Source organism: Puia sp. (assembly GCF_035546395.1).
GTDB lineage: Bacteria > Bacteroidota > Bacteroidia > Chitinophagales > Chitinophagaceae > Puia.
Genome location: NZ_DASZXR010000015.1, coordinates 48,902 through 73,729 on the forward strand (window position 1 = coordinate 48,902; position 24,828 = coordinate 73,729).

The 24,828-nt window shown below is 54.7% G+C and carries 14 protein-coding genes; 10 read left to right on the plus strand and 4 right to left on the minus strand.

Going from position 1 to position 24,828, the window contains the following annotated elements; all coding sequences use genetic code 11:
- The first annotated feature begins 128 nt into the window (after nt 1-128).
- Complete coding sequence (mqnC, locus tag VHE34_RS18160; protein ID WP_325590279.1) at nt 129-1,253, plus strand: cyclic dehypoxanthinyl futalosine synthase; 1,125 nt, start codon at nt 129-131, stop codon at nt 1,251-1,253.
- 108 nt (nt 1,254-1,361) lie between these two features.
- Complete coding sequence (locus VHE34_RS18165; RefSeq protein WP_325590280.1) at nt 1,362-5,354, plus strand: response regulator; 3,993 nt, start codon at nt 1,362-1,364, stop codon at nt 5,352-5,354.
- 29 nt (nt 5,355-5,383) lie between these two features.
- Here the strand turns inward: VHE34_RS18165 and VHE34_RS18170 are convergent, their stop codons facing one another.
- From VHE34_RS18170 to VHE34_RS18180, 3 genes are all read right to left on the minus strand, one after another.
- The gene (locus tag VHE34_RS18170; protein ID WP_325590281.1) at nt 5,384-5,941 is read right to left on the minus strand and encodes a hypothetical protein; all 558 of its coding nucleotides are present in this window, start codon (nt 5,939-5,941) and stop codon (nt 5,384-5,386) included.
- Between the two features lie 520 nt (nt 5,942-6,461).
- On the minus strand, nt 6,462-9,404 hold the full coding sequence (locus VHE34_RS18175; protein WP_325590282.1) for an outer membrane beta-barrel protein: 2,943 nt from the start codon (nt 9,402-9,404) through the stop codon (nt 6,462-6,464).
- A gap of 269 nt (nt 9,405-9,673) precedes the next feature.
- The gene (locus VHE34_RS18180; RefSeq protein WP_325590283.1) at nt 9,674-13,429 is read right to left on the minus strand and encodes an SNF2-related protein; all 3,756 of its coding nucleotides are present in this window, start codon (nt 13,427-13,429) and stop codon (nt 9,674-9,676) included.
- 179 nt (nt 13,430-13,608) lie between these two features.
- Here VHE34_RS18180 and VHE34_RS18185 point away from each other — a divergent pair, with 179 nt between their 5' ends.
- From VHE34_RS18185 to VHE34_RS18195, 3 genes are read left to right on the plus strand one after another with little or no spacing between them, the layout of a single operon-like run.
- Nucleotides 13,609-15,267 carry a M20/M25/M40 family metallo-hydrolase gene (locus VHE34_RS18185; protein ID WP_325590284.1) on the plus strand — a complete coding sequence of 553 codons (1,659 nt, stop codon included), beginning with the start codon at nt 13,609-13,611 and terminating at the stop codon, nt 15,265-15,267.
- A 2-nt stretch (nt 15,268-15,269) separates the two neighbouring features.
- Entirely contained in the window at nt 15,270-15,704 is a 435-nt protein-coding gene (locus VHE34_RS18190) for an IPExxxVDY family protein (protein ID WP_325590285.1), read from the plus strand.
- The gene (locus VHE34_RS18195; RefSeq protein ID WP_325591461.1) at nt 15,698-15,970 is read left to right on the plus strand and encodes a 4a-hydroxytetrahydrobiopterin dehydratase; all 273 of its coding nucleotides are present in this window, start codon (nt 15,698-15,700) and stop codon (nt 15,968-15,970) included. Before VHE34_RS18190 ends, VHE34_RS18195 begins: the two co-directional genes overlap by 7 nt.
- 40 nt (nt 15,971-16,010) lie before the next feature.
- Here the strand turns inward: VHE34_RS18195 and rho are convergent, their stop codons facing one another.
- Nucleotides 16,011-17,795, minus strand: coding sequence for a transcription termination factor Rho (gene rho / locus VHE34_RS18200; protein WP_325590286.1), 1,785 nt, complete (start codon nt 17,793-17,795; stop codon nt 16,011-16,013).
- Between the two features lie 453 nt (nt 17,796-18,248).
- Between rho and asnS the strand changes: the two genes are divergently transcribed.
- From asnS to gcvT, 5 genes are all read left to right on the plus strand, one after another.
- On the plus strand, nt 18,249-19,688 hold the full coding sequence (gene asnS, locus VHE34_RS18205) for an asparagine--tRNA ligase (RefSeq protein ID WP_325590287.1): 1,440 nt from the start codon (nt 18,249-18,251) through the stop codon (nt 19,686-19,688).
- Nucleotides 19,689-19,716: 28 nt separating this feature from the next.
- Nucleotides 19,717-20,661 (plus strand): isopenicillin N synthase family dioxygenase, encoded by a 945-nt coding sequence (locus VHE34_RS18210; RefSeq protein ID WP_325590288.1) that lies wholly within the window; start codon nt 19,717-19,719, stop codon nt 20,659-20,661.
- Nucleotides 20,662-20,944: 283 nt separating this feature from the next.
- Nucleotides 20,945-21,277, plus strand: a complete 333-nt coding sequence (locus tag VHE34_RS18215; protein ID WP_325590289.1) for a PadR family transcriptional regulator — start codon at nt 20,945-20,947, stop codon at nt 21,275-21,277.
- A gap of 140 nt (nt 21,278-21,417) precedes the next feature.
- Entirely contained in the window at nt 21,418-23,622 is a 2,205-nt protein-coding gene (locus VHE34_RS18220; RefSeq protein ID WP_325590290.1) for a PspC domain-containing protein, read from the plus strand.
- Nucleotides 23,623-23,740: 118 nt separating this feature from the next.
- The gene (gene gcvT / locus VHE34_RS18225; RefSeq protein WP_325590291.1) at nt 23,741-24,826 is read left to right on the plus strand and encodes a glycine cleavage system aminomethyltransferase GcvT; all 1,086 of its coding nucleotides are present in this window, start codon (nt 23,741-23,743) and stop codon (nt 24,824-24,826) included.
- The last annotated feature ends 2 nt before the right edge of the window (nt 24,827-24,828 follow it).

Genomic DNA, 24,828 nt, shown 5'->3' on the forward strand with positions numbered 1-24,828 from the left:
AGGCAGTCTTTGGTCCATTAAATATAATTCCAATTTGTTAGGAATTCAAGCCGTTCGTGGATATTATTCGGGGTTGCGTACATTTGCAGAGCGAACCACAGGTTCGCTTACACCACAATATTTGTATTATGGATCTGCCAGGCTTATACGAACGGGCATTGAATTTTGAGTTCCTCACCGCAGAAGAAGGGATCTTTCTTTTTGAACAGGCGCCGCTGACCGAACTGATGTATGTAGCAAACGAGCTCAGGAAAAAGCAGGTTCCGCATGGAAAGGTCACCTGGCAGATCGATCGCAATGTGAATACGACCAATGTTTGCATCGCGAATTGCAAATTCTGCAACTTTTATCGCATCCCCGGTCATGCGGATGCCTATATCACCGATATCGGTACTTATAAACGGAAGATCGAGGAAACTTTTCGCTGGGGCGGTGACCAGCTGCTGCTGCAGGGCGGTCACCATCCCGAGCTGGGTCTGGAGTTTTACACGACCCTTTTCAGACAGTTGAAACAGCTTTATCCCAATTTGAAGCTGCATACCCTCGGGCCGCCCGAGGTGGCGCATATTTGCAAGAAGGAGAAGATGAGCCATCATGATGTCCTGGCGGCGCTGCGGGAAGCCGGCATGGACTCGTTACCGGGCGCGGGTGCCGAGATCCTGGTGGACAGGGTACGCCGGCTGATCAGCAAGGGGAAGTGCGGAGCGCAGGAATGGTTGGACATCATGCACGAAGCGCATAAGCAACATATCACGACATCCGCGACGATGATGTTCGGTCATGTGGAGACGTTACTCGAGAGAATGGAGCATTTGATCAGCATCCGGGAGGTGCAGGCAAAGAAACCGGCGACCGCAAAGGGTTTCCTGGCCTTTATTCCCTGGACCTTCCAGGACGTCGATACCCTGCTTACCCGGATCAGAGGGGTTCACAACCTTACAACGCCTGAAGAGTATATCCGGATGATCGCCATCAGCCGGATCATGCTGCCCAATGTGAAGAATATTCAAGCTTCCTGGTTGACGGTGGGCAAGCAGACCGCGCAGTTATGCCTGCATGCGGGCGCCAACGACTTCGGCAGCATCATGCTGGAGGAGAACGTCGTCAGCGCGGCCGGCGCCCCCCATCGGTTCACGGCCAGGGGCATCCAATCGGCCATCCGGGAGGCGGGATTCGAGCCCCAGCTCCGGAACCAGCAGTATGAATGGCGCGAGCTGCCCGCCACGATAGAAGAGCAGGTTATAAATTACTAATTTTCAATATGCAGGTGGTTCCACTGATGTTTTTTGGCGTTCCGAGAAACTTAATTTCGTGATTTTACGTTTGTACTGGGGTAGACTAGACCCTTTGCACAACTATTCATGAAAAGCCCGTTTCGCAAACTCATACGTATTTCGGTCGTCTTATTGGTTTTAGTGCTTCTTTTCAATTTCTTTGGGTATTATATCAACCGGATCCGGTCCGGCGAGAACAAGGAACTGATAGTAGCGATCAATAGGTCCGGTTACCAACAGGCTCTCTGTCAAAGGATTGCCAAGGAATCCGTCCTTCTTTTGAGCAACCCTGACCCGCACACGGCGGCAACTATCCGGGACACGCTTACCCGGTTGATCGCCAGCTTCCAGGAAAACCAGCTCCTGCTCCAAAAGCAGGTCAGCGCCACGCCATCCCCGGTGCCGCAGCTGATCTTCCAGAACAAGCTGTTGCTCAATTCCTCCCAGACCTTTTTCGAGCCCATCAACGCCATCGGCCAGGAGCTGATCCAGTCGGATTCGGCGCTGATCGCGGTAAACCGGAAGCTATACCTCCGCGACTTGCTGTACAACGAGCAGAAATATAATGCGCTGATGGACGAGATCAATCAGCATTATTCCGAGCTGGTCGCCGAGAAGAACGGGGAGGTCGCCACGATCGATACCGGGAAGCTGATCTCGCTGGTCGTCGCAATCGCCGGGCTTATCCTGCTGGTGCTCGAACCTGCTTTCAAGAAGGGAGAGACGAACTATAAGGAACTGCAGCTGGCCCGGATCGACCTGTTGAATGAAAAGAAATTCCTTGCATCTATCCTGCAGTCGCAGACCAACTATGTTATCCGCATCAACCGGTTGGGCCAGTTCACCTATGCAAATCCCGCCTTTCTGAAGACCTTCGGCTATACCGAAGAGGAGATCCAGCATGTGCTTTTCTATACCACGATCTTTCCGAAGGATATGGCCCGGTGTCAGCAGATCGCCAGCGAATGCTGGAACAATCCCGGAAAGGTTGCCCGGTTGCTGATCCGCAAGCCGATCGGCCGTACACGGGAATTTCTGTGGACCGAATGGGAATTCCTCGCCCTGACCGATGAGGCGGGAGAGGTGAACGAGATCCAGGGTATGGGGTCCAATGTCTCGGAAAAATTGCAGATGGAGCAGGGGAAGGAGGAGGCGATCCGCACCCTTTCTTACGCGATGACCTATGCGCGGATGGGTAGCTGGAAGCTGGATTTCATCACCAGCGAGCTCTTTCTCAGCAAGGAGTTCAAGGCCCTGCTGGCGATGGATGAGGAAGACCCTGACAAGATCCCTATGGACAATTTCCTCCATCTGTACGTAGTCCCGGAGGACTTCAATCATGTCGCCGAAGAGTTTGCCCGCGCCATTCAGCATAAGGAAAGCACCGGCTATGAGACCTCGTTCGCCTGCCGGATCATTACCAAGCAGGGTTGGATGCGGTATATCTCCGTGAAAGGAAAGGTCGTGGACGAACAGATGGAGTTTGGCATCGCGCAGGATATAACGTCCCAGAAAGAGGCGGAGAACGCCCTGCTCAACAGCGAGCAGAAATTCCGGTTGCTGGCGGAGCACTCCGAAGATATCATCAGCGTCCACGCCACGGACGGTACCGTCTGGTATCTTTCGCCATCGGTGACCACGGTACTCGGCTATGAAGTGGATGATATCATCGGCAGAAGCTTTGAGCAGTTCGTGCATCCGGATGACCGGCATAAGTTCCTGCCCGCGGACCAGGTACCGCAGTTTGCCGACAAAAGCACCGCTGAAAGCATAATCATTATCCGTTACCGGGTGCTTCGCAAGGACGGCGTCTATATCTGGCTCGAGAGCATCATCAAGCCGATCACCGACGAGGACGAGCTGGTCAAGCTCATCTGTACCTCGCGGAATATCACCGATCAGAAGATCGCGCAGGAGAAGCTCAAGAAAAAAGACCACCTGTTGCAGGCAGTATCCCAGGCGACCCATTCGCTGCTCATCAATACCGATCTGAATACGGCGATCAATGAGTCCATCCAGGTGCTTGGCAGCACGGCCATGGTAAGCCGGGTCTATCTTTTCCAAAACCATTTTGACCGGAGCACCAATACCTGGTCCACGACCGAGACCCATGAGTGGACGGAGATGTCCGGGGACTATCGCCTGGACAACGCCTACATGAAGGATATTCCCTTCGAGAATATAAAGAAGATCATCGAGCCGTTGCTGGAACACCAGCCCTTTGTGAGCTATAAGAGCAAGGAAGAAGACCCCCAGTTGCAGGGTATCCTGGAGCGTACCGGGGTATACTCCAGCGTCGCCGTTCCCATTTTTCTGAAGAATGGCAGTTTTTGGGGGTTTGTCGGTTTTGATGAAATGAAGGAAGAGCGCGAATGGTACGAAGCCGAATTTGCTATCCTGCGGTCCTACGCATCTTCGCTGGCAGCCGCCATCGAGCGGAAGCAGATCGAGGTAGAGCTGGTGCAGGCCAAGGAGCTGGCCGAGTCCGCCAGCCATGCGAAGAGCGAGTTCATGGCCAACATGAGCCATGAGCTGCGGACGCCCATGAACGGGATCATCGGCTTCACGGATCTGGTGCTCACGACGGAGCTGCAAAAGGCGCAGCGGGACTACCTGCAAAATGTGAAGAAATCGGCCTATGGGCTGCTGGAGATCATCAACGATATCCTGGACTTCTCCAAGATCGAAGCCGGCAAGCTGCTGATCGATCATACCCCCTTCAAGCTGGATGACCTGATCGAGGAGACCATCGATATGTTAACCCTGAAGGCCTTTGAGAAGCGGCTGGAGATGCTTTACCGGGTGGATCCGTCGATACCTTCGCAGTTCCTTGGCGACCCTGTCCGTATCCGGCAGATCGTGGTCAACCTGCTGGGCAATGCGATCAAATTCACGGGCGAAGGGGAGATCGTCGTTTCGATCCGGAAGACCAGCAATGTCTACCAATCCGAGAACAAGTCTTTTATCCGGCTCGCCATCGAGGTGAAGGATACGGGTATCGGTATCCGCCGGGAGAAGCTGCAGAAGATATTCGAAAGCTTTACGCAGGCCGACAGTTCCACCACCCGCAAATACGGCGGAACCGGTTTGGGTCTTACCATTTCGAGGAGCCTGGCCGAGCTCATGGGCGGCTATCTCACCGTGGAAAGCGAGCCGGCCAAGGGCAGTGTCTTTACCCTGCACCTCATTTTGGAGGTAGCCAATCAGCAGACCGAGTTCCAGCTGCCGCAAAAGCCGCTGGTGAAAAAGGTGCTGGTTGTCGACGACAATGCGACCAACCTGCAGCTGATACAGGAAGTATTCTCCTATTTTCATATCACCGCCGTGCCGGCGTCCGGCGGCGCGGAGGCGATCGCGCGGATCAAGGAGGCGGGGCAGAAGAAAGAGCCATTCGACCTTATGGTCGCCGACCAGGGGATGCCGGGGATGGATGGCGTTACGCTGGTGAAGGAGCTGAAACGGCAGTTCGCCGCGCAGGCTCCCGCCTGTATCCTCATGCTTTCCCCGCTGGAAAAGGACCTCCATCAACAGGAGGCGACCCGGACCGGTATCGCGAAATTCATTTCCAAGCCCGTGAAGATGCACGAGCTCTATGGCGCCCTGCTTTCCCTGTCCGAAAAGAACCTCCAACAGGAAGGTCAGCCCTTTGTGGCTCCCGGCGCTAATAAGAGTGACGTGGAGAAGGTGGCCGAGCCGACCTCGATCATGGTGGCCGACGACGATCCGATCAATATGCTGCTGATCTCCGAGGTACTTCGCCGCATGGGTTTCGAGGTGATCCAGGTAAGCAACGGGAAGGAAGCGCTGGAGCGGCTGCCGCACTGCGATCCCGTTATCATCTTCATGGACGTGAACATGCCCGAGATGGACGGCTACACCACGACCCGTCATATCCGGCAGATGCCCGAGCCCTGGTGCCGCCTGCCCATCATCGCCCTAACGGCGGATGCCATGAAGGGCGACCGGGAAAAATGCCTCGAAGCCGGGATGAACAAATACATCTCCAAGCCGTTCCGGCTGGAAGAGATCGTCCAGGTCTTACGGGATTATACGCTGATGGGGAGTGCGAGGACGGCCTGATCGGCCGCGGAGTGCCAGCGAAACAATAACTAATTCACCGCCAGCATATGGGGGTCCCCGTCATTTACGCTGATGGCGACGACCCAGGCGGAGCCTTCGCTGCGGAGGGTCAGCCCGACATGAAGTCTTTTCATTTCCCCGACACCGGGCAGCAGCGAAAACAGTACTTCGTTATCCTTTTTATCGGCGACCGGCGCCTGGTACTGACCACTTAATATGAAGGTCTTTTGCCCGGCGGCAGAGACAATGCTGTTGCTGAGCTGGCCATAGATCTCGGAGAACCGTGTCCGGGCTTCATCGAAGGAGGCGGTTTGCAGGACGGTGCAGGTCCAGCCGGAGCCTTCGGCGCCTGCGGTGGAAATGAGGGTGATGGTGCTGGAGGCCGCACCCGGCAGTTCGAGGGTAGACCGATAGCGGGAGGTCTGCAGGGCCTGGCCGATCAGTTCTCCCTTGATATTCAAGAAGTGATTGGGATAATCCTGGATGACTTTTTCTACGACGGTCTGGGTCTTGTTCGAGAAGACCCCCTGGGCGGTAAGGGAGGCTGAGAGCATCACCGGCGCTAAGGCAAGGATTGCGCTTCTCATAGTTTAAGGATTTTTGACAAGATACGGTGGATTCCGGCGCCCTGCAATAGCAAAACTACCACCCCGTATTGGGTTCCCGCACCGGGCCGCCTTCGGAAAATAGGCCCTTGTGCCGGAACGTCTTATGTCGAGCCTTCGGCCAGCCGGACCGTGTCCGGCTTTAACAAAACTTATGCAATAATCCCGCAGATCGCACGTTAAAATGTTCAAATCCTTTATCGATGAAGAATTCTCATCTCCATTTTGAAGCCCGTAAAGCTCGCATTTACAAGGACATGTATCGCCCCTCTTCCAGTCCTCTCCGTCTTCTTGGCTCGCTTCTTTCCATTATACTCCAGGGTCAACCTCGTATCGGAAGTTCCGAGGTATATGGCCGTAGACGTTAAAAGTACGGCCATATCCTATGCGTCGCATGGACCGGCATTGCCGGTCCGGGGCCGTAGACGCTAAAAGTACGGCCATATTCTAGGCGTCGCGTGGACCGGCTTTGCGGGTCCGGGGCCGTAGACGCTAGTACCTCTTAATTGATCGGGAAATTTCCCCCGCCATCGCGGAACCCGCCGCCACCGCCGCGGAACCGGCCGCCTGGGAACATCCCCGGCATGCGCCGCTGGTTCGCCCCTGCAAAATTGTTCAGGTTATAGGTGAACGTCAGCAGGGCATACCGGCTCAATACGTTCGTTCGATTATAAGTCACGGCTCCGAAGGTGCCAACCGTCTTCGAGACGGAGGTGTTCTTATTCAGGACATCGAACACCGTCAGCCGGATCTCCCCATTCTTCTTTTTGAACAGCTGTTTGGCAATGCTTGGCGTGAACAGCGGAATATGCGCCGCATAGGTATTCGAGTGTGTATAGGTATACGTATAATCGAAGCTGGCCGCCATCAGCCAACCGCTGTTGGTATAGGCCGTAAACTCCGTCGACAGCGTCTCGGTAAACGTATTCAGATTGTTGGTGCTGCTGACGCTGCCGGCCTTCGTGGTGTCAGCGCCTGCCGAACGCTGCGCACCGGGATTCCTGTTGATGGTATAACCGGTGGAGGAACTGAAGTTCATGTCGAAGTTCTTCTTGATATTCGTCGTCCACCGGATGGTCTCGTTCAGCCCGGTATTTCGGGTGTACTGGTGGGCATAGCGGTCTTCTGCCGCCGAAAGGGAGTCCTGCGCCAGCAGGCTCTGGCTCTGCGCATAAGTGATATTGGTCATGAAATTCAGGTTGGACTTGGGACGTTTCAACGGGAAGCCATAGTTGAAAAATCCGCTGACGTTGTATGTGCCATTCAGATTGACATAGGTGCTGTTCTGACCACCCAGGCTGTTGCGATATACCGCCGACTGGATATCGTTGACGATGGTGCTGGCGTTCAGCGTGGCGAAAATGACCCGCTGGGTTCCTGGGTCGAAGTTGGCATAGAGGATGCGCAGCGAATGCGTGAACTGGGGTTTGAGGCCCGGGCTGCCGATCTGGAAGCTAAGGCTGTCGGAGGTCGTGGTCAGGGGTTGCAGCTGGGAAGCGCTGGGGGTTCCCGTTCGGCCCGAGTAATTCAGCCGGAGATGCTGGGTCGACGAGAACTGGTAGTTGAAGTTTACCGTTGGGGTATAGTTGACATAATTGTGCTTTACATCGATGCCCTTGGTCGTATTGTCGCTGTTGAAATCGGTCCACTGGATGCCGGAACCGACGGACAGGTTGTATTTCGCATGCTGGATGCGCCAGGCAAGGGATACCTGATCCGAGTTTTGGGTAAACTTGTAGGAATTGCTGAACAGGCTGTCAAAAGATGTGTATCCTTTTACCGAGTCCACGAAATCATACGTGCGGTTGATCGTCGTGCTGCGGGTCCAGGTATGGGTATAGTTCAGCTGAAGGATCTGGTTCTTTGCGATGGGTTCCGTGTAGGAAAGGGTGGGGTTCACTGTCCAGCTATGAAGGGAGTCGTAGTAGAACTGGTTGAGCGTATCGACGATATGTTTGACGTCGATATTGTTGATCGCATAGTTGGTTCCCGTACCGTTATTGATATTGGCGGTGGTATTGACGTCGAGTGAGAGCGTCCGGTAGGGTTTTGCGAACCGGTGCCGGAATTGAAAGTTGGAGCTGTTGATGTTGAACCCGCTGTTTTCGCTCGCGGTCCGGTTATAGCTGCTGTTTATGGGATTGAGATGATTGTCGGTCTCTTCTGTAAAGCTCGTTCCGCTGGGTGTACTTTTCTGGAAGGTGATATTGGGCCGGAAGACGATCGAGTTGTTGGTGTCGAGCCGGCTCTCCACGTTCAGATAGACGCGATGGCTCTGAATACGGGAGATGTTATAGTTGTTGCCGTTGGACACCAGCGCGGAGTCAGAGGGATAGTCGGTATGCACCGGGGAGATGGAGCTGTCGGTCTGTCTTACGACCGTGTGCTGGGCATTATAGAAATAGCTGCCATAGATATCCGTCGAGTGATTGAGGTTGGTGCCGAAGGTGTTGCGATAGTTCATGCCACCCGCCCAGACCGTTGTCACCCCTGTCGACTGCGGGCTCGTGGCCGCACCGAATCCGCCGCCGCCATTCCCGCCACGGCGGCCTCCGCCGCCACCGCCGCTGAAGATATCCTGGGGACTAAAGTTCTGCTTGTTGATATCGTTTGCCTGGCCCAGGAGCGAGAGCTGGGAGTTGCCGTTGAAACGGTGCATATTGATGCTTTCGTCATAGTCCTCGTCGGTGCCGCCGGAAGCCACCAGCTTCCCGAAATAGCCTTTCCGGCTGTTCTTCTTCGTGACAATATTAATGGTCTTGACCCGGTTCCCATCGTCGAACCCGGTGAATTTGCTTTGGTCGCTGAGGTCGTCGAATACCTGGATCTTGTCGATAATATCCGGCGGCAGGTTGCGGGTCGCCAGCTTGGGGTCATCGCTGAAGAACCGCTTTCCGTCCACCAGGATGCGTTTGACCTGTTCGCCATGAGCCGTGACGGTCCCGCTGTTGTCGACGGTGACGCCGGGGAGTTTCTTGAGGAGGTCTTCGGCTACGGCATTGGGCTTTGTCGCAAATTGTCCCGCGCTGTATTCCACCGTGTCCTTTTTGATCCCCATGGGCGGGCGCTGGATCACCACTTCGGCCAGCATCTTATCGGACCGGTTCATATAAAGGGTCGAAAGGTCGACCATCGAGCTGCTATCCGAGATCCGGACCTGGCGTTCGATGTGATTGTATCCTTCATAGGTGATGAGCAACTTGTATTGACCGACCCTGATCCCTTTCAGCTGGAAGACCCCGCCTTTGCCGGAGACGGTGTATTCCGCATCGGTGGAGTCGCCGCCGAGCGGGGTGATGGAGACGGTGGCGTTGACGAGCGGCTGGCGGCCGCCTGCGGTGTCCACCAAAACGCCTTTTACCGTTCCTCGCGTGTTAGATTGTGAGAATGAGCGGGTTGTGCCTAATAGGGTCAGTATCAACAAGAAGGTCAATGCCTTTTTCATAGCCGGGCTTTCTTTATGCGCGAACAGGTCTTGTCAATAAATTAGCCCTATTCGCGCAAGAGGCTAATGTCTGACCTTCGGTCAAGCCGCTCCCGCGGCTTTTGGAATCGTTTGTAAAAATAACGCTCGGCTGGCAGCATTTGTATATGCCCTTGTACCAATGGCAAATTGGGGAGGACAATAGGGTGAACTCCGATGATCAATTTTTTTTCTGATCGGTCAATTGGCTAATTATTGGCCTTCGGCCGGAGGGCCTCCGGCCCTCCCTGCTAACTAAATAGGTATTCTACATCGGCGCGGGTCAGGCTCTTAACAAACCCGTCGTCATCGGCGATAAGATCTTTGGCCAGGATGCGCTTTTTCTCCTGCAGCTGGAGGATCTTATCCTCGATCGTGTCCTTACAGATCATGCGATAGGCAAAGATGTTCTTGGTCTGACCGATACGATGGGTCCGGTCGATAGCCTGCTGTTCCACGGCGGGATTCCACCAGGGATCGACGATGTAGACATAGTCGGCTGCGGTCAGGTTCAGACCCACGCCGCCTGCTTTTAGCGAGATCAGGAAGACGCGGCAGGTATCATCGTTCTGGAAACTTTGGATGGCGCGTTCGCGTTCGTGTGCGGAGGTGCTTCCGTCAAAATATTCGAACTTGATATCCAGCTCTTTCAAACGTTCGCGGATCAGGGCCAGCATGCCCAGGAACTGGGAGAAGATCAGGGCTTTGTGATCGCCGATATTTTCGGTGATCTCCCGGGCCAGCTCGTCCAGCTTGATGGAATGGTTGGGATATTTATCGGTTTCGTTCAGGATCGCCGGGGAATCGCAAATCTGGCGAAGCTTCATCAAGCCCTGGAGGATCGTCAGCTGGGACCGTTGGATGCCCTGGGTTTCGATCGTGCCGAGGATCTTGTCGCGGTAGTCGTTGCGATAGGCCTCGTAGATCTTCCGCTGGTCGTCCTCCATCTCACAGAAGAGGATGGTTTCGGTCTTTTCGGGCAGGTCCTTTGCCACCTGTTCCTTCGTGCGGCGCAGGATAAAAGGATAGAGCAGTTTCCGGAGATGTTCCTTACGGTCCTGTTCGCCGAATTTGTCGATGGGTACGGCAAATTCCTGGCGGAAGAACTCGAGGCTTCCCAGCATTCCCGGGTTGAGGAAGTTCATCTGGGCAAAGATGTCGAAGGTGTTGTTTTGCAAGGGCGTACCGCTCATGCAAAGCCGGTGGCGGGCTTGTAGCAGACAGGCGGCCTTGGTCACCTTGCTGCCGGGGTTCTTGATGGCCTGCGATTCATCCAATACGGCATAGTCGAAGTTCAGCTCGAGCAGGAGCTTGATATCACTTCGAAGGGTGCCATAGGTGGTGATGATCACGTTGTATTGGGAAAGGACTTCCTTGTTCCGGGTGCGGTCACCGCCGTGGTGAATATGGTAGGTGAGTGCCGGCGTGAACTTTTTGATCTCATTCTCCCAGTTGAACATCAGGGTCGTGGGGCAGACCACGAGGGCGCTGAGCCTTCCATGTTCGTCGCGGAAATGTTGCAGGAAGGAGAGGGCCTGGATCGTCTTACCAAGACCCATATCGTCGGCGAGGATACCGCCCCAGTTTACCTCCTGCAGGTAGTTGAGCCAGTGAAATCCGTGCATCTGGTAGGGCCGCAGGATGGGTTCCAGGTGCGCGGGAACGGGGATCTCGCGGATGCGGTTAAATTCCCGCAGCTGTTCGTATTTCTCCTCGAGGCGGATGATCAGCTCTTCCTCGTTGCGGTTATCATACAGCTCGTCGATGACGCTCATATGATACTTCGACAGGCGGAGCTGGTTGCTCTTGCCTTCGCCCACGCGGAAGAGGAGTGAGTATTTTTTTATCCATTCTTCGGGCAGTACGCCGAGGGTGCCGTCATGCAGGGGTACGAACTGCTGGCGGTTGCCAAGCGCCTTCTTCACGTCGGCGATCGTCACCTTTTGATCGCCGAACACGATGTCTACCCGGGCATCGAACCAGTCGGTATTGCTGCTGATATGGATCTTGGTCTGGGGTTTGGCCGTGTTGAACCGGAAATTCTTCAGCGCCTCGAAGCCATACACGGGGATCTTCATTTCCTCCATGGCGTCGACGAACAGGAAGAACCAGTTGTTCTTGAGTACGTCCGCGCCTTTCAGGGCCAGGCTATGCGAGCCTTCCGGATGAATGAACTGGCTATGCAGGGATTCCAGCTTACGGAAGAACTGGAGCTCGGCTTCCTTATTCCGGTGGACGATGAGCACCTGGTCGCCGTCGGGTACGACGATCTCATCCTTCCCGCCGGGTCTTGTTTCAAACCCTTTATAGGAGAAGACGGGCTGGAACACCAGATAGTCGCCTTTCTCCTGCAGCAACAGCTTCCGGTCAGGATCGCCGTCCTTGACCTCACGGACCAATCCGCCGTCGAAGTCCACCTGGTAGTCTTTGGTGAGCGGCAAGACAAAGTCCCGCATCTGCGCCGGCCAGTCAGACTTGCTGATCGTCCGGCCGTCACGACCGACGAACTGTTCCACCAGGGCGATGTCCTCGGGTTTATTCCAGAGATAGATGTTGTTGTTGTAGAAAAAGACAACCGGGCTCTTGCATTCGTTTCGCGCCAGGTCGACCGCCTGTCCGTTGATCTTTACAAAACAGCTCAGCTCGTAGCCATCCTTGACCCCAGCGACGTGAAAGAAGGGCGTCACCGGATCAGGCGAGAGTCCGACGGGCTGGAGGTTGATCGTCTTAAAGGCCTTATGACCATTGAGAAAATAGACGAAGGGATTGGAGTTAAGATCGGAGAAGAGCTTTTTCAGCTTGGGGTGGAGGTATTCCACCATCAGCTTCTTCGTCTCTTCGGGCAGGTCGTCCTCTTCATGATGGATGATATTCTCCCAGATCCCACTGAACGGGGAGTTCCGATTGAGATATTTATTGATCTCGGGGCCCTGGACCTTGCGCAGGGATTGGATCAGCTGCCGGTCGGCTTCGGTGAAGGGTTCGATGTTGACGAACTTGGAAAGGTCCACCTTGTCGACCTTGGCGCAAAAGGCCGTCTGCTCTTCATTGCTTTCTCCCGCTACCGCGTCGAGGCCGAAACCGGGAAAGTTCTCTTCATTGAAGTTGAAAACGACCCCGAGCCGCTGGGCGTTCCCCACCAATTTCTCCTCTTCGGAGATCACGGCTACGGGCGCCTCGGCTTCTACCGGTCGCGGCCGGCTGCTAGCTACCGGCGCCACCCGTTTGATCGTGGTGTCGAGTACGCGCAGGAACGGTTTTCCATCTTTATAGGTGAATTCGAATTTGCCTTTGAGATCGTCGGAGAGGGAATAGCCATAGGCTTCGAGCAGCTTGTTCTTTTCCTTGTCCCAGTTTCGGATGCTGTCGAAATAATAGGCTCCATGGGCATGCAGCAGCTGGAGGAATACGATGACTTTCGGCAGCGAAAGGGGATGGATGGCGTCGGGGAAGTCGCTGCTTGTGTCGAAGTTGCGTTCTTCGTTCTTCCGGAGTACAACCTGGTATACCTGCCCCTCGATCTCGACGGAGGCCTTCACCACTTCGTCCTTTGCATATTCAATCCTGGCGCGCTGAGTGCGGAGGTATTTCTCCGCTTCGGCCAGGGTCTGCGGGCTGCAAAGCAGCCGGATACTCTTCAGGTCGATGAATTTCATCTTCACGACCGTATGCCGCTGATCGTACCGCACTTCTTCGGCCTTCAGCATATTACGGTCAAGCAGCTCCTGCAGCTGGATCAGGGCCCCGGCCTCATGGCGGCAGATATCCCCGAGGTTGTAGGGGCAACTGCACCGGATGGATAGGGTCTTCGGATCCTTGAACTTCTGGACGTACACCTTGTAATAGGTGGTATAGCTATCGTCCTTCACCCGGAAAGTGACGGACTCGAATAACTCGTCGTATTCGATCAGCTCTACGTAACCAATGGCGTGGATCTTCTTTCCCCTCCGAATTACTTCATCGGTCCCATTGGTATAAACATACTTAATAAGGTGCGGTAACGCCATATGCTGTTTTAACAAATCCCCTTCCCACGGTCCGGCTCCCGGGTGTTGAATGCGGAAAGGCCAATCTGCAAAACTAAAGGAAAAAAGGTGAGTGTAGAAAATAAATCCATCTTATCTTTGGAAGGCCCCGAACCAAGTTTCCCTTTGTACCACAGATCGTTATGTTTAAACCGGCTTATATGACCGCCCGTATTAAATTTTTAACACCTATCCTTCTTTTACCCTGCCTGATCACCACTTCCTCCGCACAAAAGCTAAAAAAGACCGACAAAGCCACTCTTTCCAATCTGCAGACCCATATCCGGTACCTGGCCGATCCCCGGCTGGAAGGCCGGAGAACCGGGACGCCGGGAGAGAAAGGAGCCAGTGATTATATCAGTGTTGCGCTCGGACAGGCAGGCATACAGCCGAAAGGCGACAATGGCGGCTGGCTTCAGGCTTTTACCATCGACCAGGGCCGGGAGCTGAGCAAGGATGCGTATTTCGTCGTCAACGACCGGCCCTTTGTGCCGGAGAAAGAATATTTCCCTCTTCCGTTCAGCGCCACGACGGCCGTTTCGGGTTCTCCGGCCATCGCTCTACAGGAAAGCGGCGTTCCCTGGTTCGTCGATCTGCGCGAGCTGCTGGAGTCGGCTGCGGGAAATCCTCATTTCAATCTCTCCGCCGCCATCCGGGCAAAGGCAGCGGCCTGCGCCAGGAAGGGTGCTACGGCCCTGATCCTTTACAATTCTTCGCGGATCGCCGACAACCTCGCCTTTGATCCGCATGAGAAACCGGAGCCCGTCGCCATCCCGGTGATTTATGTCACCCGGGAGGCCAAACGAAAATACCTGAAGGATGAGTCCGCTTCCGTGGACATCCGGCTTAAGGTGGGTTTTACGGAGAAAAAGCGCACGGGGCATAATGTCGTTGGCTTTTTGAACAGCGGCGCCGCTACTACCGTGGTCATCGGCGCTCACTATGATCATCTCGGACATGGCGAGGACGGCAACACGCTGTACCATGGAAAGGACAGCGTCACGTTTAACGGCGCCGACGACAATGCCAGTGGAGTGGCGGGGATGATCGAGCTGGCGAGGATGATCGCCGCCTCGAAACTAAAGTCCAACAACTATCTTTTTGTCGCTTTTTCCGGGGAAGAACAGGGTTTGTTCGGTTCCAAATACTTTGTAGAGCATTTGCCCGTGGAGTTGCGGACGGTGAACTATATGATCAACCTGGACATGATCGGGCGGTTGAATGACAGTTCGCATCTGCTGACCCTGGGCGGCATCGGCACTTCGCCTTACTGGGCACAGATGTTTGGCGCCTCGAAAGACAAAAAGGAGTTCTCCTTCCGGCTGGACAGCAGTGGCGTCGGGCCGAGCGATCATACTTCGTTTTACCTGAAGGATATTCCGGTGCTTTTTGTGTTTACGGGTGCGCATGCCGATTATCATATGCCTGGCGATGACGCCGGGAAGATCAATTATACCGGGGAGCTGGAGGTAGTCAAATTCGTCTATGGGCTTATTGAGACGGCGGATAAGCGAGGCCGGTTTGGATTTGCGAAGACCCGGGACCTGTCGCCGGACATGCCGCGGTTCAGTGTGACGCTGGGTATCCTGCCGGACTATACCTTTGGCGGCAGCGGTGTGCGGGCCGATGGCGTCAGTGAGGGCCGGCCGGCGGATAAGGCGGGCATGAAACCGGGGGATGTGATCGTGCAGCTGGGCGGTTACCCGGTGACAACCCTGGAGAATTATATGGAGGCCTTGGGAAAGTTCAAACCAGGGGATAAGACGACTGTCCGTTATAAGCGGGGGGTGGATACGCTCGAGGGGGCTGTGCAATTTTGACAATGAAGCTGAAGCTGAACATAGAGGATATGACGGGGGAGTTCTTCGAGGACACCCGGTTGCTGGGCATTGTGGCGCCGGTAAAGGACTACCAGTTCTGCTGGCAGTTGAACAACCGGCTGCGCTTTGATTTCCGGATCAATAATGATATCGAGATCCAGCTGACCAAGCGTCAGCGGCGGTACTATTTTGGCGTCTACGAATACAATGAAAAGGACAGCAGCCAGCAGCATTACCTGTATAACAACCAGTTCGATGGGGAATACCTGCTTCCCGAGTTCAAGCACCTGGACTTTCTCTGGCTTTTAAAGGGGGATGTGGTGGCTGACGAGCGGCTGGGAGAGCTGATAGGCTGTATCCGTACCGTACCGGGCGTGCAGTTGGTGATGGAGCTGGCGCACGATAAGATCAAGAATAAAGTACATTTAATATTCTAACAAAACGGGCCGGTGGCCCGTTCAAATCTTTAGCCATGTGGGAAGAAAAAAACAACTCGCTGTACCGGAAGTTCCAGTTCAAGGACTTTTCCGAAGCCTTTGCTTTTATGACGCGGGTAGCGTTAGCGGCCGAAAAGATGGATCATCATCCCAATTGGTCGAATGTATATAATACGGTAGAGATCAGCCTGAACACGCATAGTGCGGGAGATGTCGTTACCGATAAGGACCGGAAGCTGTCAAAATTGATCGATGGGCTGGTTTAGCCCGGACCTGCCGCCGGCAGATCGCCCGTGAGGGTAATCATTAGCCATTCATGCTCGCCAGGAATTCTTCGTTGCTCTTGGTGCCGCGCATCCGTTTAAGCAATTCGTTCATGGCTTCTTCCGCATTCATGTCGTTGAGATAAACGCGCAGGAGATTCATGCGTTGCAGCACATCCCTTTCCAGCAGCAGATCGTCACGGCGGGTGGAAGAGGCGACGAGATCGATAGCGGGGTAGATGCGGCGGTTGGACAGGCGTCTTTCCAGCTGCAACTCCATATTACCGGTACCCTTGAATTCTTCGAAGATCACTTCATCCATCTTGGAGCCGGTGTCGATCAGGGCCGTTGCAAGGATGGTCAGGGAGCCGCCGTTCTCGATCTTACGGGCGGCGCCGAAGAATTGTTTGGGCTTCTGCATGGCGTTTGCTTCCACACCACCGGACAGGACCTTTCCGGATGCCGGCGCAACGGTGTTATGAGCACGGGCGAGACGGGTGATGGAGTCGAGGAGGATGATAACGTCATGGCCGCATTCTACCAGGCGTTTTGCCTTTTGGAGAGCGATGGTGGAGACTTTTACGTGTTTCTCCGCCGGTTCGTCGAAGGTGGAGGCGATGACCTCGGCCTTAACGCTGCGTTCCATATCGGTGACTTCCTCGGGACGTTCGTCGACGAGGACGATCATCAGGTAGCATTCCGGGTGATTGGCGGCGACGGCGTTGGCCACGGCTTTCAACAGCATCGTTTTCCCTGTTTTCGGCTGGGCGACGATCAGACCGCGCTGTCCTTTTCCGATGGGTGTGAACAGATCGATGATGCGGGTGGAATAGTCGCTGGGCGTCGTGAAAAGGTTGAGCTTTTCGAAGGGGAAAAGCGGTGTCAGGTAATCGAAGGGAACGCGGTCGCGCACTTCTTCGGGTCCCTTGTTATTGATCGTCTCGACCTTCAGCAACGCGAAATATTTTTCTCCTTCCTTTGGAGGACGGACGCTGCCGAGGACGGTATCGCCGGTCTTCAGGCCGAACAGCTTGATCTGGGAAGGGCTGACATAGATATCGTCGGGGGAGGAGAGATAGTTGTAATCGCTGCTGCGAAGGAAGCCGTAGCCGTCGGGCATCATTTCCAAAACGCCTTCCGCGGAGATGACCCCGTCGAATTCGATGTTGAAAACCTCGTTGCGGCGCTGCGGATAGGTCCTTGCGCCTTGCGGGTCGCCACCGCGGTTCTCACCATTGATATCGATGCTTTCCTGTTCGTCCAGTAAGGACGGAACGTCCTCCTGTCCGGGTTGATCTTCGGATGATTCGGGAATGGAGTCTTCGCGACGGGGGCGGGGAGCAGGCTGTTCGCGGCGGGGTTGCGGATGCGGATGAGGCGGAGGCGGGGTTTTTTGTACGGGCCCCTTTACAGCCACTTGTTCTTTTACCGGCGCTGCGGCAGCCTTGACTGAAACAGGCTCCTGGGGCTCGTCTTCTTTCTTGCGAGCCGCCGTCTTTTTCAACATCGGCTTCTCTTCTTTCTTAGGGGCCACTGCGTTCTTCACATTATCTTTCCTGGCTTCTACTTTCCTTGGCTTTTCGTCGCCGCTTTCTACGATCGCTTCTTCTGTGCTATTTGCGGTAGCCGTCTTTATAATTCGTTTGCGTTTGGGCTTGTCATCGGCGGCATCTGCTTTCCCTTCACTGGCCGCAACCGCCTGTTTATCGAGGATCTTGTACACGAGCTCCTGCTTGTCCAGCTTCTTGGCACCGGCAATTTTTAACTGCTCCGCAATGTCGAGGAGTTCCGGAACGAGCATGTCGTTCAATTGGAGAATATCGTACATAAAAAAACTTGAGAGTTGAACAGCATTCTCAAACAGTAGACTGTCTAGCTGAAAATGTTTGAAATGAATTGATTATTTGTGAACCAGAAGACTTAAAACTGATAAGCTGTGAGCATTGGAAAAGGAAACCGATCAGCTTAATTCCACTGCAATTTTAGCATAAAAATGCGAAAATCAAAAAAAAATTTTAAAATCCGCTGAGCTTCAAATGATTTTTGACCTGAAAAAATTGCATATCCCAGTTTTCAACACGACATTTTTCCGTGTTGGGTTATATTTGCCCCACAAAACAAGAACTGCTTCCAGCAGTTCGACAGGGCTTCGCCCGCAACCTTCGGCGTCGTCCGCCACCGGCGGACGCGGCTCGGTTGGGTCAAACATTAGCCGTGTGCGCGGATAGGGCTATTTTGGCTTGCAGAACTATCCGCGCACACAAAATTCGGAATAAATAGTATGTTCAACACAAGAGTGAAGGTGAAAGAACTTCTTTCCACCAGGCCGGAGAACCAGCCAATAGTCGTTATGGGATGGGTGCGGAGCTTCCGTAACAATCAGTTTATCGCCCTCAATGATGGTTCTACCAATAATAACATCCAGGTGGTCGCAGAGTTGGGCGCTTTTGATGAAGAACTGTTAAAAAAAATCACCCCGGGGGCGTCATTAAAGGTGACCGGCTCGCTGGTCGCTTCCCTTGGCAAGGGTCAGGCCGTGGAGGTAAAAGCAACGAGCATCGAGGTGTTGGGCGAATGCAATCCCGATACATACCCGTTGCAGCTAAAGAACAGGCCCAGCCTGGAATACCTCCGGGAGATCGCCCATCTGCGCTTCCGGACGCAAACTTTTGGGGCCGTCTTCCGCATCCGGCACTCCCTTTCCTTTGCGATCCATAAATTCTTCAACGAACGGGGCTTCATCTATCTCCACACGCCGATCGTCACCGCCTCTGACGCCGAAGGCGCGGGGGAGATGTTCCGGGTCACCACGCTGCCATTCGACAATCCGCCGAGGAAGGAAGACGGGACCATCGATTTTTCCGAAGATTTTTTCGGCCGCTCGACCAATCTCACCGTCAGCGGACAGCTCGAAGGTGAACTGGGTGCTACCGCATTGAGTGAGATCTATACGTTTGGGCCGACCTTCCGCGCGGAGAATTCGAATACGGCGCGGCATTTGGCGGAGTTCTGGATGATCGAACCCGAGATGGCTTTTTGCGATCTCGAAGACAATATGAACCTCGCGGAGGATTTCATCCGCTATCTTATCCGCTATGTGATGGAACAGAACAGGGAGGACCTGGAATTTCTGGCCCAGCGGCTGGTCGACGAAGACAAACAGAAACCGCAGGCCGAGCGAAGCGAGATGGGGCTGATCGAGAAGCTCGAGTTCGTGGTGAATAATCAATTCGAGCGGATCACTTATACCGAGGCCATCGACATCCTGCTGCAGTCTCCGGCCTACAAAAAGAAGAAATTTCAATACGAGGTGAAATGGGGGATCGACATGCAAAGCGAGCACGAGCGGTACCTGGTGGAAAAGCATTTCAAGAAGCCCGTTATCGTTACCGGCTATCCTGCGGCGATAAAGGCCTTTTATATGCGGCAGAACGAAGACGGCAAGACCGTTGCGGCCATGGACATCCTGGTGCCGGGCATTGGGGAACTGGTCGGGGGCTCGCAGCGCGAAGAGCGGCTCGACCGGCTTGAACAGCGGATGCGGGAGATGCATATTCCTGTCGAAGAGATGTGGTGGTATCTTGACACCAGGCGCTTCGGTTCGGTGCCGCATGCCGGCTTTGGACTTGGATTCGAACGTATGATGCTATTCGTTACCGGGATGACCAATATCCGCGATGTGATCGCGTTCCCGCGGGCCCCTAAGAGTGCGGAGTTTTGAGTACATTTGTCGAAACAAATGTACTCTTATGTCCATTCCCGTCGTCGACCTTGCCGAATTCACTTCCGGTAACGCTCAGCAAAAGGCCGCATTTGTAGCCGCACTTGGAAAAGCCTACGAGGACGTGGGATTCGTTGCGGTGAAGAACCATGGCATCCCGGATGCAACGGTTGCTGGTCTTTACAGCAACACAAAGGCTTTTTTCTCGTTGCCGCAGGACGTTAAAAAGAGGTATGAGATCGCCGGGTTGGCCGGTCAGCGCGGATATACTTCCTTCGGGAAGGAACATGCCAAGGGCAGCACGGCGCCCGATCTGAAGGAGTTCTTCCAGTTTGGGCAGACTGTCACGGACAACGACCCGATCAAGGCGGAGTATCCCGACAATGTGCAGGTAGCCGAGCTGCCGGAATTCAACAAGCTTTTTGTGAACGCCTACCGCGGCTTTGAGACCTCGGGCGGACATTTGCTCCGGGCGATCGCGCTTTATCTTGGGTTAAAAGAGGACTATTTCGACGAGTATATCCACAATGGCAACTCCATCCTGCGGGCGATCCACTATCCGCCGATCAGGGAGGAGCCGAAGTCGGCGATCCGTGCGGAACAGCACGAGGATATCAATCTGATCACCTTGCTGGTCGGAGCATCGGCCGATGGCCTGGAGATCCTTTCCAGGCAAAACCAGTGGGTACCGGTGACCTCGCTGCCCGAGCAGATCGTTGTGAATGTAGGGGATATGCTGCAACGGCTGACCAATAACAAGCTCAAATCCACTACGCACCGGGTCGTCAATCCGCCCCGCGAGCATTGGGGCAGTCCGCGTTTCTCGATCCCGTTCTTTCTGCATCCCAAGAGCAGCATGAGCCTTGCGTGTCTGCCCAGCTGCATCGACGCTCAGCATCCGAAGGCCTATCCCGATGCCACCGCCGGGGAGTATCTCGATGAGCGCTTGCGCGAGATCGGGCTGAAGAAGTAGCCATTTATCCCGGATTTTGATCCGCTTGTCCCAACTGAAAAAAATTTTTGAAACAATTTTTTTACCTCTTAAGCCGCTGATTGTCAGCGGCTTTTTTCTATTCTTTATTGCTAATTTCTGAGTTTAGGAAGGTACTGTGTGTTGCATAGTACTAGAATTCTTCTTAGCTTTGGTATATCAAGCGAACTGATAGGTTCGCCGCCGAAGGCAGACAGAAGCGGAATTAAGCCATGGGGCTAAATTCCCTGAACAGCCCCAGGCTTAATTCTAAAAATTAAAGCGTATGAATATAGAGAACACCCAGAGCCAGATGCGAAAAGGGATCCTGGAGTTTTGCATTCTCTCTGTGATCAGGCGCGGTGAAGCTTACCCCTCGGATATCGTGGAAGAAATGAAGGCGGCAAACCTGAACATCCTCGAAGGCACCCTTTACCCCCTGTTGACCCGGTTAAAAAATGCGGACATGCTGACATACCGTTGGGTAGAAAGCAACTCAGGCCCCCCACGCAAATATTTTTCCCTCACGCCCAAGGGCGAGGCTTTCTATGGTGAACTGGAAGCCACCTGGACGGAACTGGCCAACGCCGTACACGCGCTCACCAACAACATGCATTAAGACCTCTGAAACCCACTTTAGAATAAAGGCGGACCACGGGTCCGCCGGTCGAAGGCCCATCATAAACCAGACACCGGGGATGGGTTAAATTTCGGACTAAACCCTCCCCGGTGACAACTCAACCTCCAAATACACTCACAATGAAAAAGATCATTAATATAAACTTCCATAGCCGGGTGATCCCCATCGAAGAGTCCGCCTATGAGATCTTGCAGCAGTATATCGAAAGTCTGCGCAGGCATTTCGCCAATGAGGAAGGCAGGGAGGAGATCGTCAGCGACATCGAGAACCGGTTTGCGGAGCTTTTCTCTGAGACCCTCAAGAAAGGGGCTGCCTGCATCACGGACGCCGATGTCAATTCCATTATTGCCAGCATGGGCCGGCCTGAAGAGTTCGAAGGCGAAACCGGCCCCGAGGCCGCTCCTGCCGGTGCGACCGGCGCCGCCGGAAGCCAGCAGCAATCCGGCTCCCAGCCCAACTGGCAGTTTGCAGGGGAAGAAGGCCGCCGCCTCTATCGCGCCGACAATGATAAGATCCTCGGTGGTGTCTGCGCCGGTCTGGCCAATTACCTCCGCCTGGATCCTGCCGTGGTCCGGATCGTTTTCGCGCTGATGACCCTGGGTTGGGGTACGGGTGTGCTCCTGTATATCATCCTCTGGATTATCCTGCCCAAGCGCTCACTGCCGGTTACCGCGCGCAAACGCCTGTACCGGAATTCCGAAGACAGGGTCATCGCCGGCGTCGCCAGCGGTCTGGCCGCTTATTTTCACATCGATGTGTGGATACCCCGATTGATATTTGCCTTGCCGTTGATCCTCAGCATCCTGGCTTCGATCCTGCGGCATGCCTTCTGGTATCGTTGGGATGATTCCGTCTTCTTCACCGGCGGATTCGGCGGGACCCTGTTTATCACCTATATCGTATTGTGGATCGTACTCCCCGAGGCCGTGACGGCGTCTGAAAAACTGGAAATGCGGGGGGAGAAGGTCGACCTGGAGTCTATAAAGAACACGATTAAAAGCGATCTGGAAACCTTCAAGGGCCGGGCAAAAGACATGGGCGCCGAGATGCAGGAGCGCTTTCAGCAGGTGGGAAGCCAGGTCAGGCAGAACACTCAGAACTGGGCAACGGAAGCAGGCCCCGCCATCCGTAAGACCGGCACCGGTTTCGGGCATGCCGTCGGCGTCCTCTTCAAAGCCTTTTTCCTGTTCATCGCCGGGTGTTTAGCATTCGCGCTGATGGTGGCGCTGATCAGCATCCTGTTCCGCGGCGGCGGTCTCCTGCACCTGAAGGGATATGTGCTGGAAGGCTTCTGGCAGAACTTCCTGGCCTGGAGCGGTTTCTTCCTCTTTCTGGTGATCCCGGTGATTGCCCTGCTGACATGGCTCATCCGCCGTATCTCCGGCACCCGCAGCCGCAGCCACTACCTGGGGTACACCTTTGCCACCCTCTGGGTATTGGGATTGATCTCGGTGATCGTCCTGGCGGGAATGATCGTGAACAATTTCCGCAGCCGGCAGCATGTGGAGCAGGCGGTAGAGCTTGCACAGCCTTCCAGCGGAAAGCTGGTGGTCCGCACCGCAGTGCCGGCCAACCGCTACGAGGATACGGACTGGTGGTTTGACATGGACTTTGGCCAGAACAGTCCCTTTTATTTCCGCACCGAGGACAGCGTTCTGCTGACGACCGTGAGGGTGCGGGTGCTGAAAAGCGAGGACTCCAGCTTTCACGTCAACCTGGTCAAACTCAGCCGCGGGAGCAATAGCAAAAGCGCCCATGAGCTGGCCAATAATATCCAGTTCCATGTCTACCAGACCGACAGCACGCTCCATCTTCCCTATGGCTTCGATATTGCCCGGGGGGATAAGTTTCGTAACCAGCAGGTCCTGGTCGAGGTCTCGGTTCCGGTCGGCAAGCGCATCCTGGTAAGCTCCAGCGTCGATGACTACCATTGGTTCAATATCCGTCCCGGCCGCCGCCATATCCACTGGGATGATGGCAAAGACTGGAATCTCGAGCTGGACGAGGACATCGACGACCATGACAGCTACTCTTACAGCACCAATGTTGAATATGTTATGACTCCTACCGGCCTTAGCCGCACTGATCACCAGTCCTTCGAGGACGAAGACCGGAACAGCCGGAAACATCGCAATCGGGACGAAGACAAGAATGACGATGACGAGCAGCCGGAATACAAGTCCAAACCGAAAGCAAAGGATAGCAACAGTGGCGGCGGATATCGGTACAAGAGTCCCGAAGCGCCGGCCAAAAAAGATACTACCGCAGTGAAGCGGACCGCCATGGTGGAATTCAAGTTATTGTCTTCCCTGGGCAGGGTGTAAAGAAACTTCGTTGGTTGAAGTTGGAACATAGTCCTCCCGCGTCTGCGGGGGGGCTTCTTTTTTCGGGACCTGCGGGCCGGGGAAAAAACATATCTTCGCGCCGCACAAAAGTCAGCACATGAAGCATACTCCCTTTACGAAAATGCATACTGCACTCGGAGCCAGGATGGTTGAATTCGCCGGCTACTCGATGCCCATCAGCTACACCGGCATCAACGAGGAACACGCCACCGTCCGCTCGAATGCGGGGGTTTTCGACGTCAGCCATATGGGCGAGTTCATCGTAAAGGGGGAACACGCCCTTGATCTCATCCAGCGGGTAACGACCAATGACGCGGCAAAGCTGACCAATGGCAAGGCGCAGTACAGCGCGCTGACCAATGACGAGGGTGGGATCGTGGACGACCTGATCGTGTATTGCCTCGAACAGAACAAGGCCTATATGCTGGTGGTCAACGCGGCCAATATCGAAAAGGACTGGAACTGGATCTCGAAACATAACACCAAAAAGGCCGAGCTGCACAATATCTCCGACAAGACAGCGCTGCTTGCCATCCAGGGACCCAACGCGACACGGCTCATGCAGCCCCTGACCGATGTCGATATTCTCAACCTTCCTTACTATACTTTCGCCAAAGGCAGGTTCGCCGGGGTCGATAATGTTCTGATCAGCGCCACAGGATACACCGGCGCGGGCGGTATCGAGATCTATTTCGAAGACAAGGCTAATGACGCCGAAACGATCTGGAACGCCATTTTCTCCGCCGGCGGCCCGCAGGGCCTGAAGCCGATCGGGCTTGGCGCCCGCGACACGCTTCGGCTGGAAATGGGTTATTGCCTTTATGGGAATGATATCGACGACACGACCTCTCCGCTGTCGGCCGGGCTGGGCTGGATCACCAAGTTCAGCAAGGACTTTACCGCCAGGCCCATTCTCGAGGCGCAGAAGGCGGAAGGGGTGCAACAGAAGCTGGTCGGGTTCGAAATGCTCGAAAAGGGCATTCCGCGGCATGACTACGAGATCAAGGATTTCACCGGCGCCACCATCGGCCGGGTCACCTCGGGGACCCAGAGCCCATCGCTCGGAAAGGCCATCGGCATGGGCTATGTACGGACGGCCTTCGCGGGTATCGATACGAAGATTTATATCAAGGTACGGGACAAGCTGCTGCAGGCGAAGGTGGTAAAGTTTCCCTTTAATTAAGA

Coding starts and splice junctions, on each gene's coding strand:
- VHE34_RS18175 (WP_325590282.1), bottom strand. CDS start 9,404: ATGAAAAAGGCATTGACCTTCTTGTTGATACTGACCCTATTAGGCACA.
- VHE34_RS18165 (WP_325590280.1), top strand. CDS start 1,362: ATGAAAAGCCCGTTTCGCAAACTCATACGTATTTCGGTCGTCTTATTG.
- VHE34_RS18170 (WP_325590281.1), bottom strand. CDS start 5,941: ATGAGAAGCGCAATCCTTGCCTTAGCGCCGGTGATGCTCTCAGCCTCC.
- VHE34_RS18185 (WP_325590284.1), top strand. CDS start 13,609: ATGACCGCCCGTATTAAATTTTTAACACCTATCCTTCTTTTACCCTGC.
- VHE34_RS18190 (WP_325590285.1), top strand. CDS start 15,270: ATGAAGCTGAAGCTGAACATAGAGGATATGACGGGGGAGTTCTTCGAG.
- VHE34_RS18180 (WP_325590283.1), bottom strand. CDS start 13,429: ATGGCGTTACCGCACCTTATTAAGTATGTTTATACCAATGGGACCGAT.
- rho (WP_325590286.1), bottom strand. CDS start 17,795: ATGTACGATATTCTCCAATTGAACGACATGCTCGTTCCGGAACTCCTC.
- asnS (WP_325590287.1), top strand. CDS start 18,249: ATGTTCAACACAAGAGTGAAGGTGAAAGAACTTCTTTCCACCAGGCCG.
- mqnC (WP_325590279.1), top strand. CDS start 129: ATGGATCTGCCAGGCTTATACGAACGGGCATTGAATTTTGAGTTCCTC.
- VHE34_RS18220 (WP_325590290.1), top strand. CDS start 21,418: ATGAAAAAGATCATTAATATAAACTTCCATAGCCGGGTGATCCCCATC.
- VHE34_RS18215 (WP_325590289.1), top strand. CDS start 20,945: ATGAATATAGAGAACACCCAGAGCCAGATGCGAAAAGGGATCCTGGAG.
- VHE34_RS18210 (WP_325590288.1), top strand. CDS start 19,717: ATGTCCATTCCCGTCGTCGACCTTGCCGAATTCACTTCCGGTAACGCT.
- gcvT (WP_325590291.1), top strand. CDS start 23,741: ATGAAGCATACTCCCTTTACGAAAATGCATACTGCACTCGGAGCCAGG.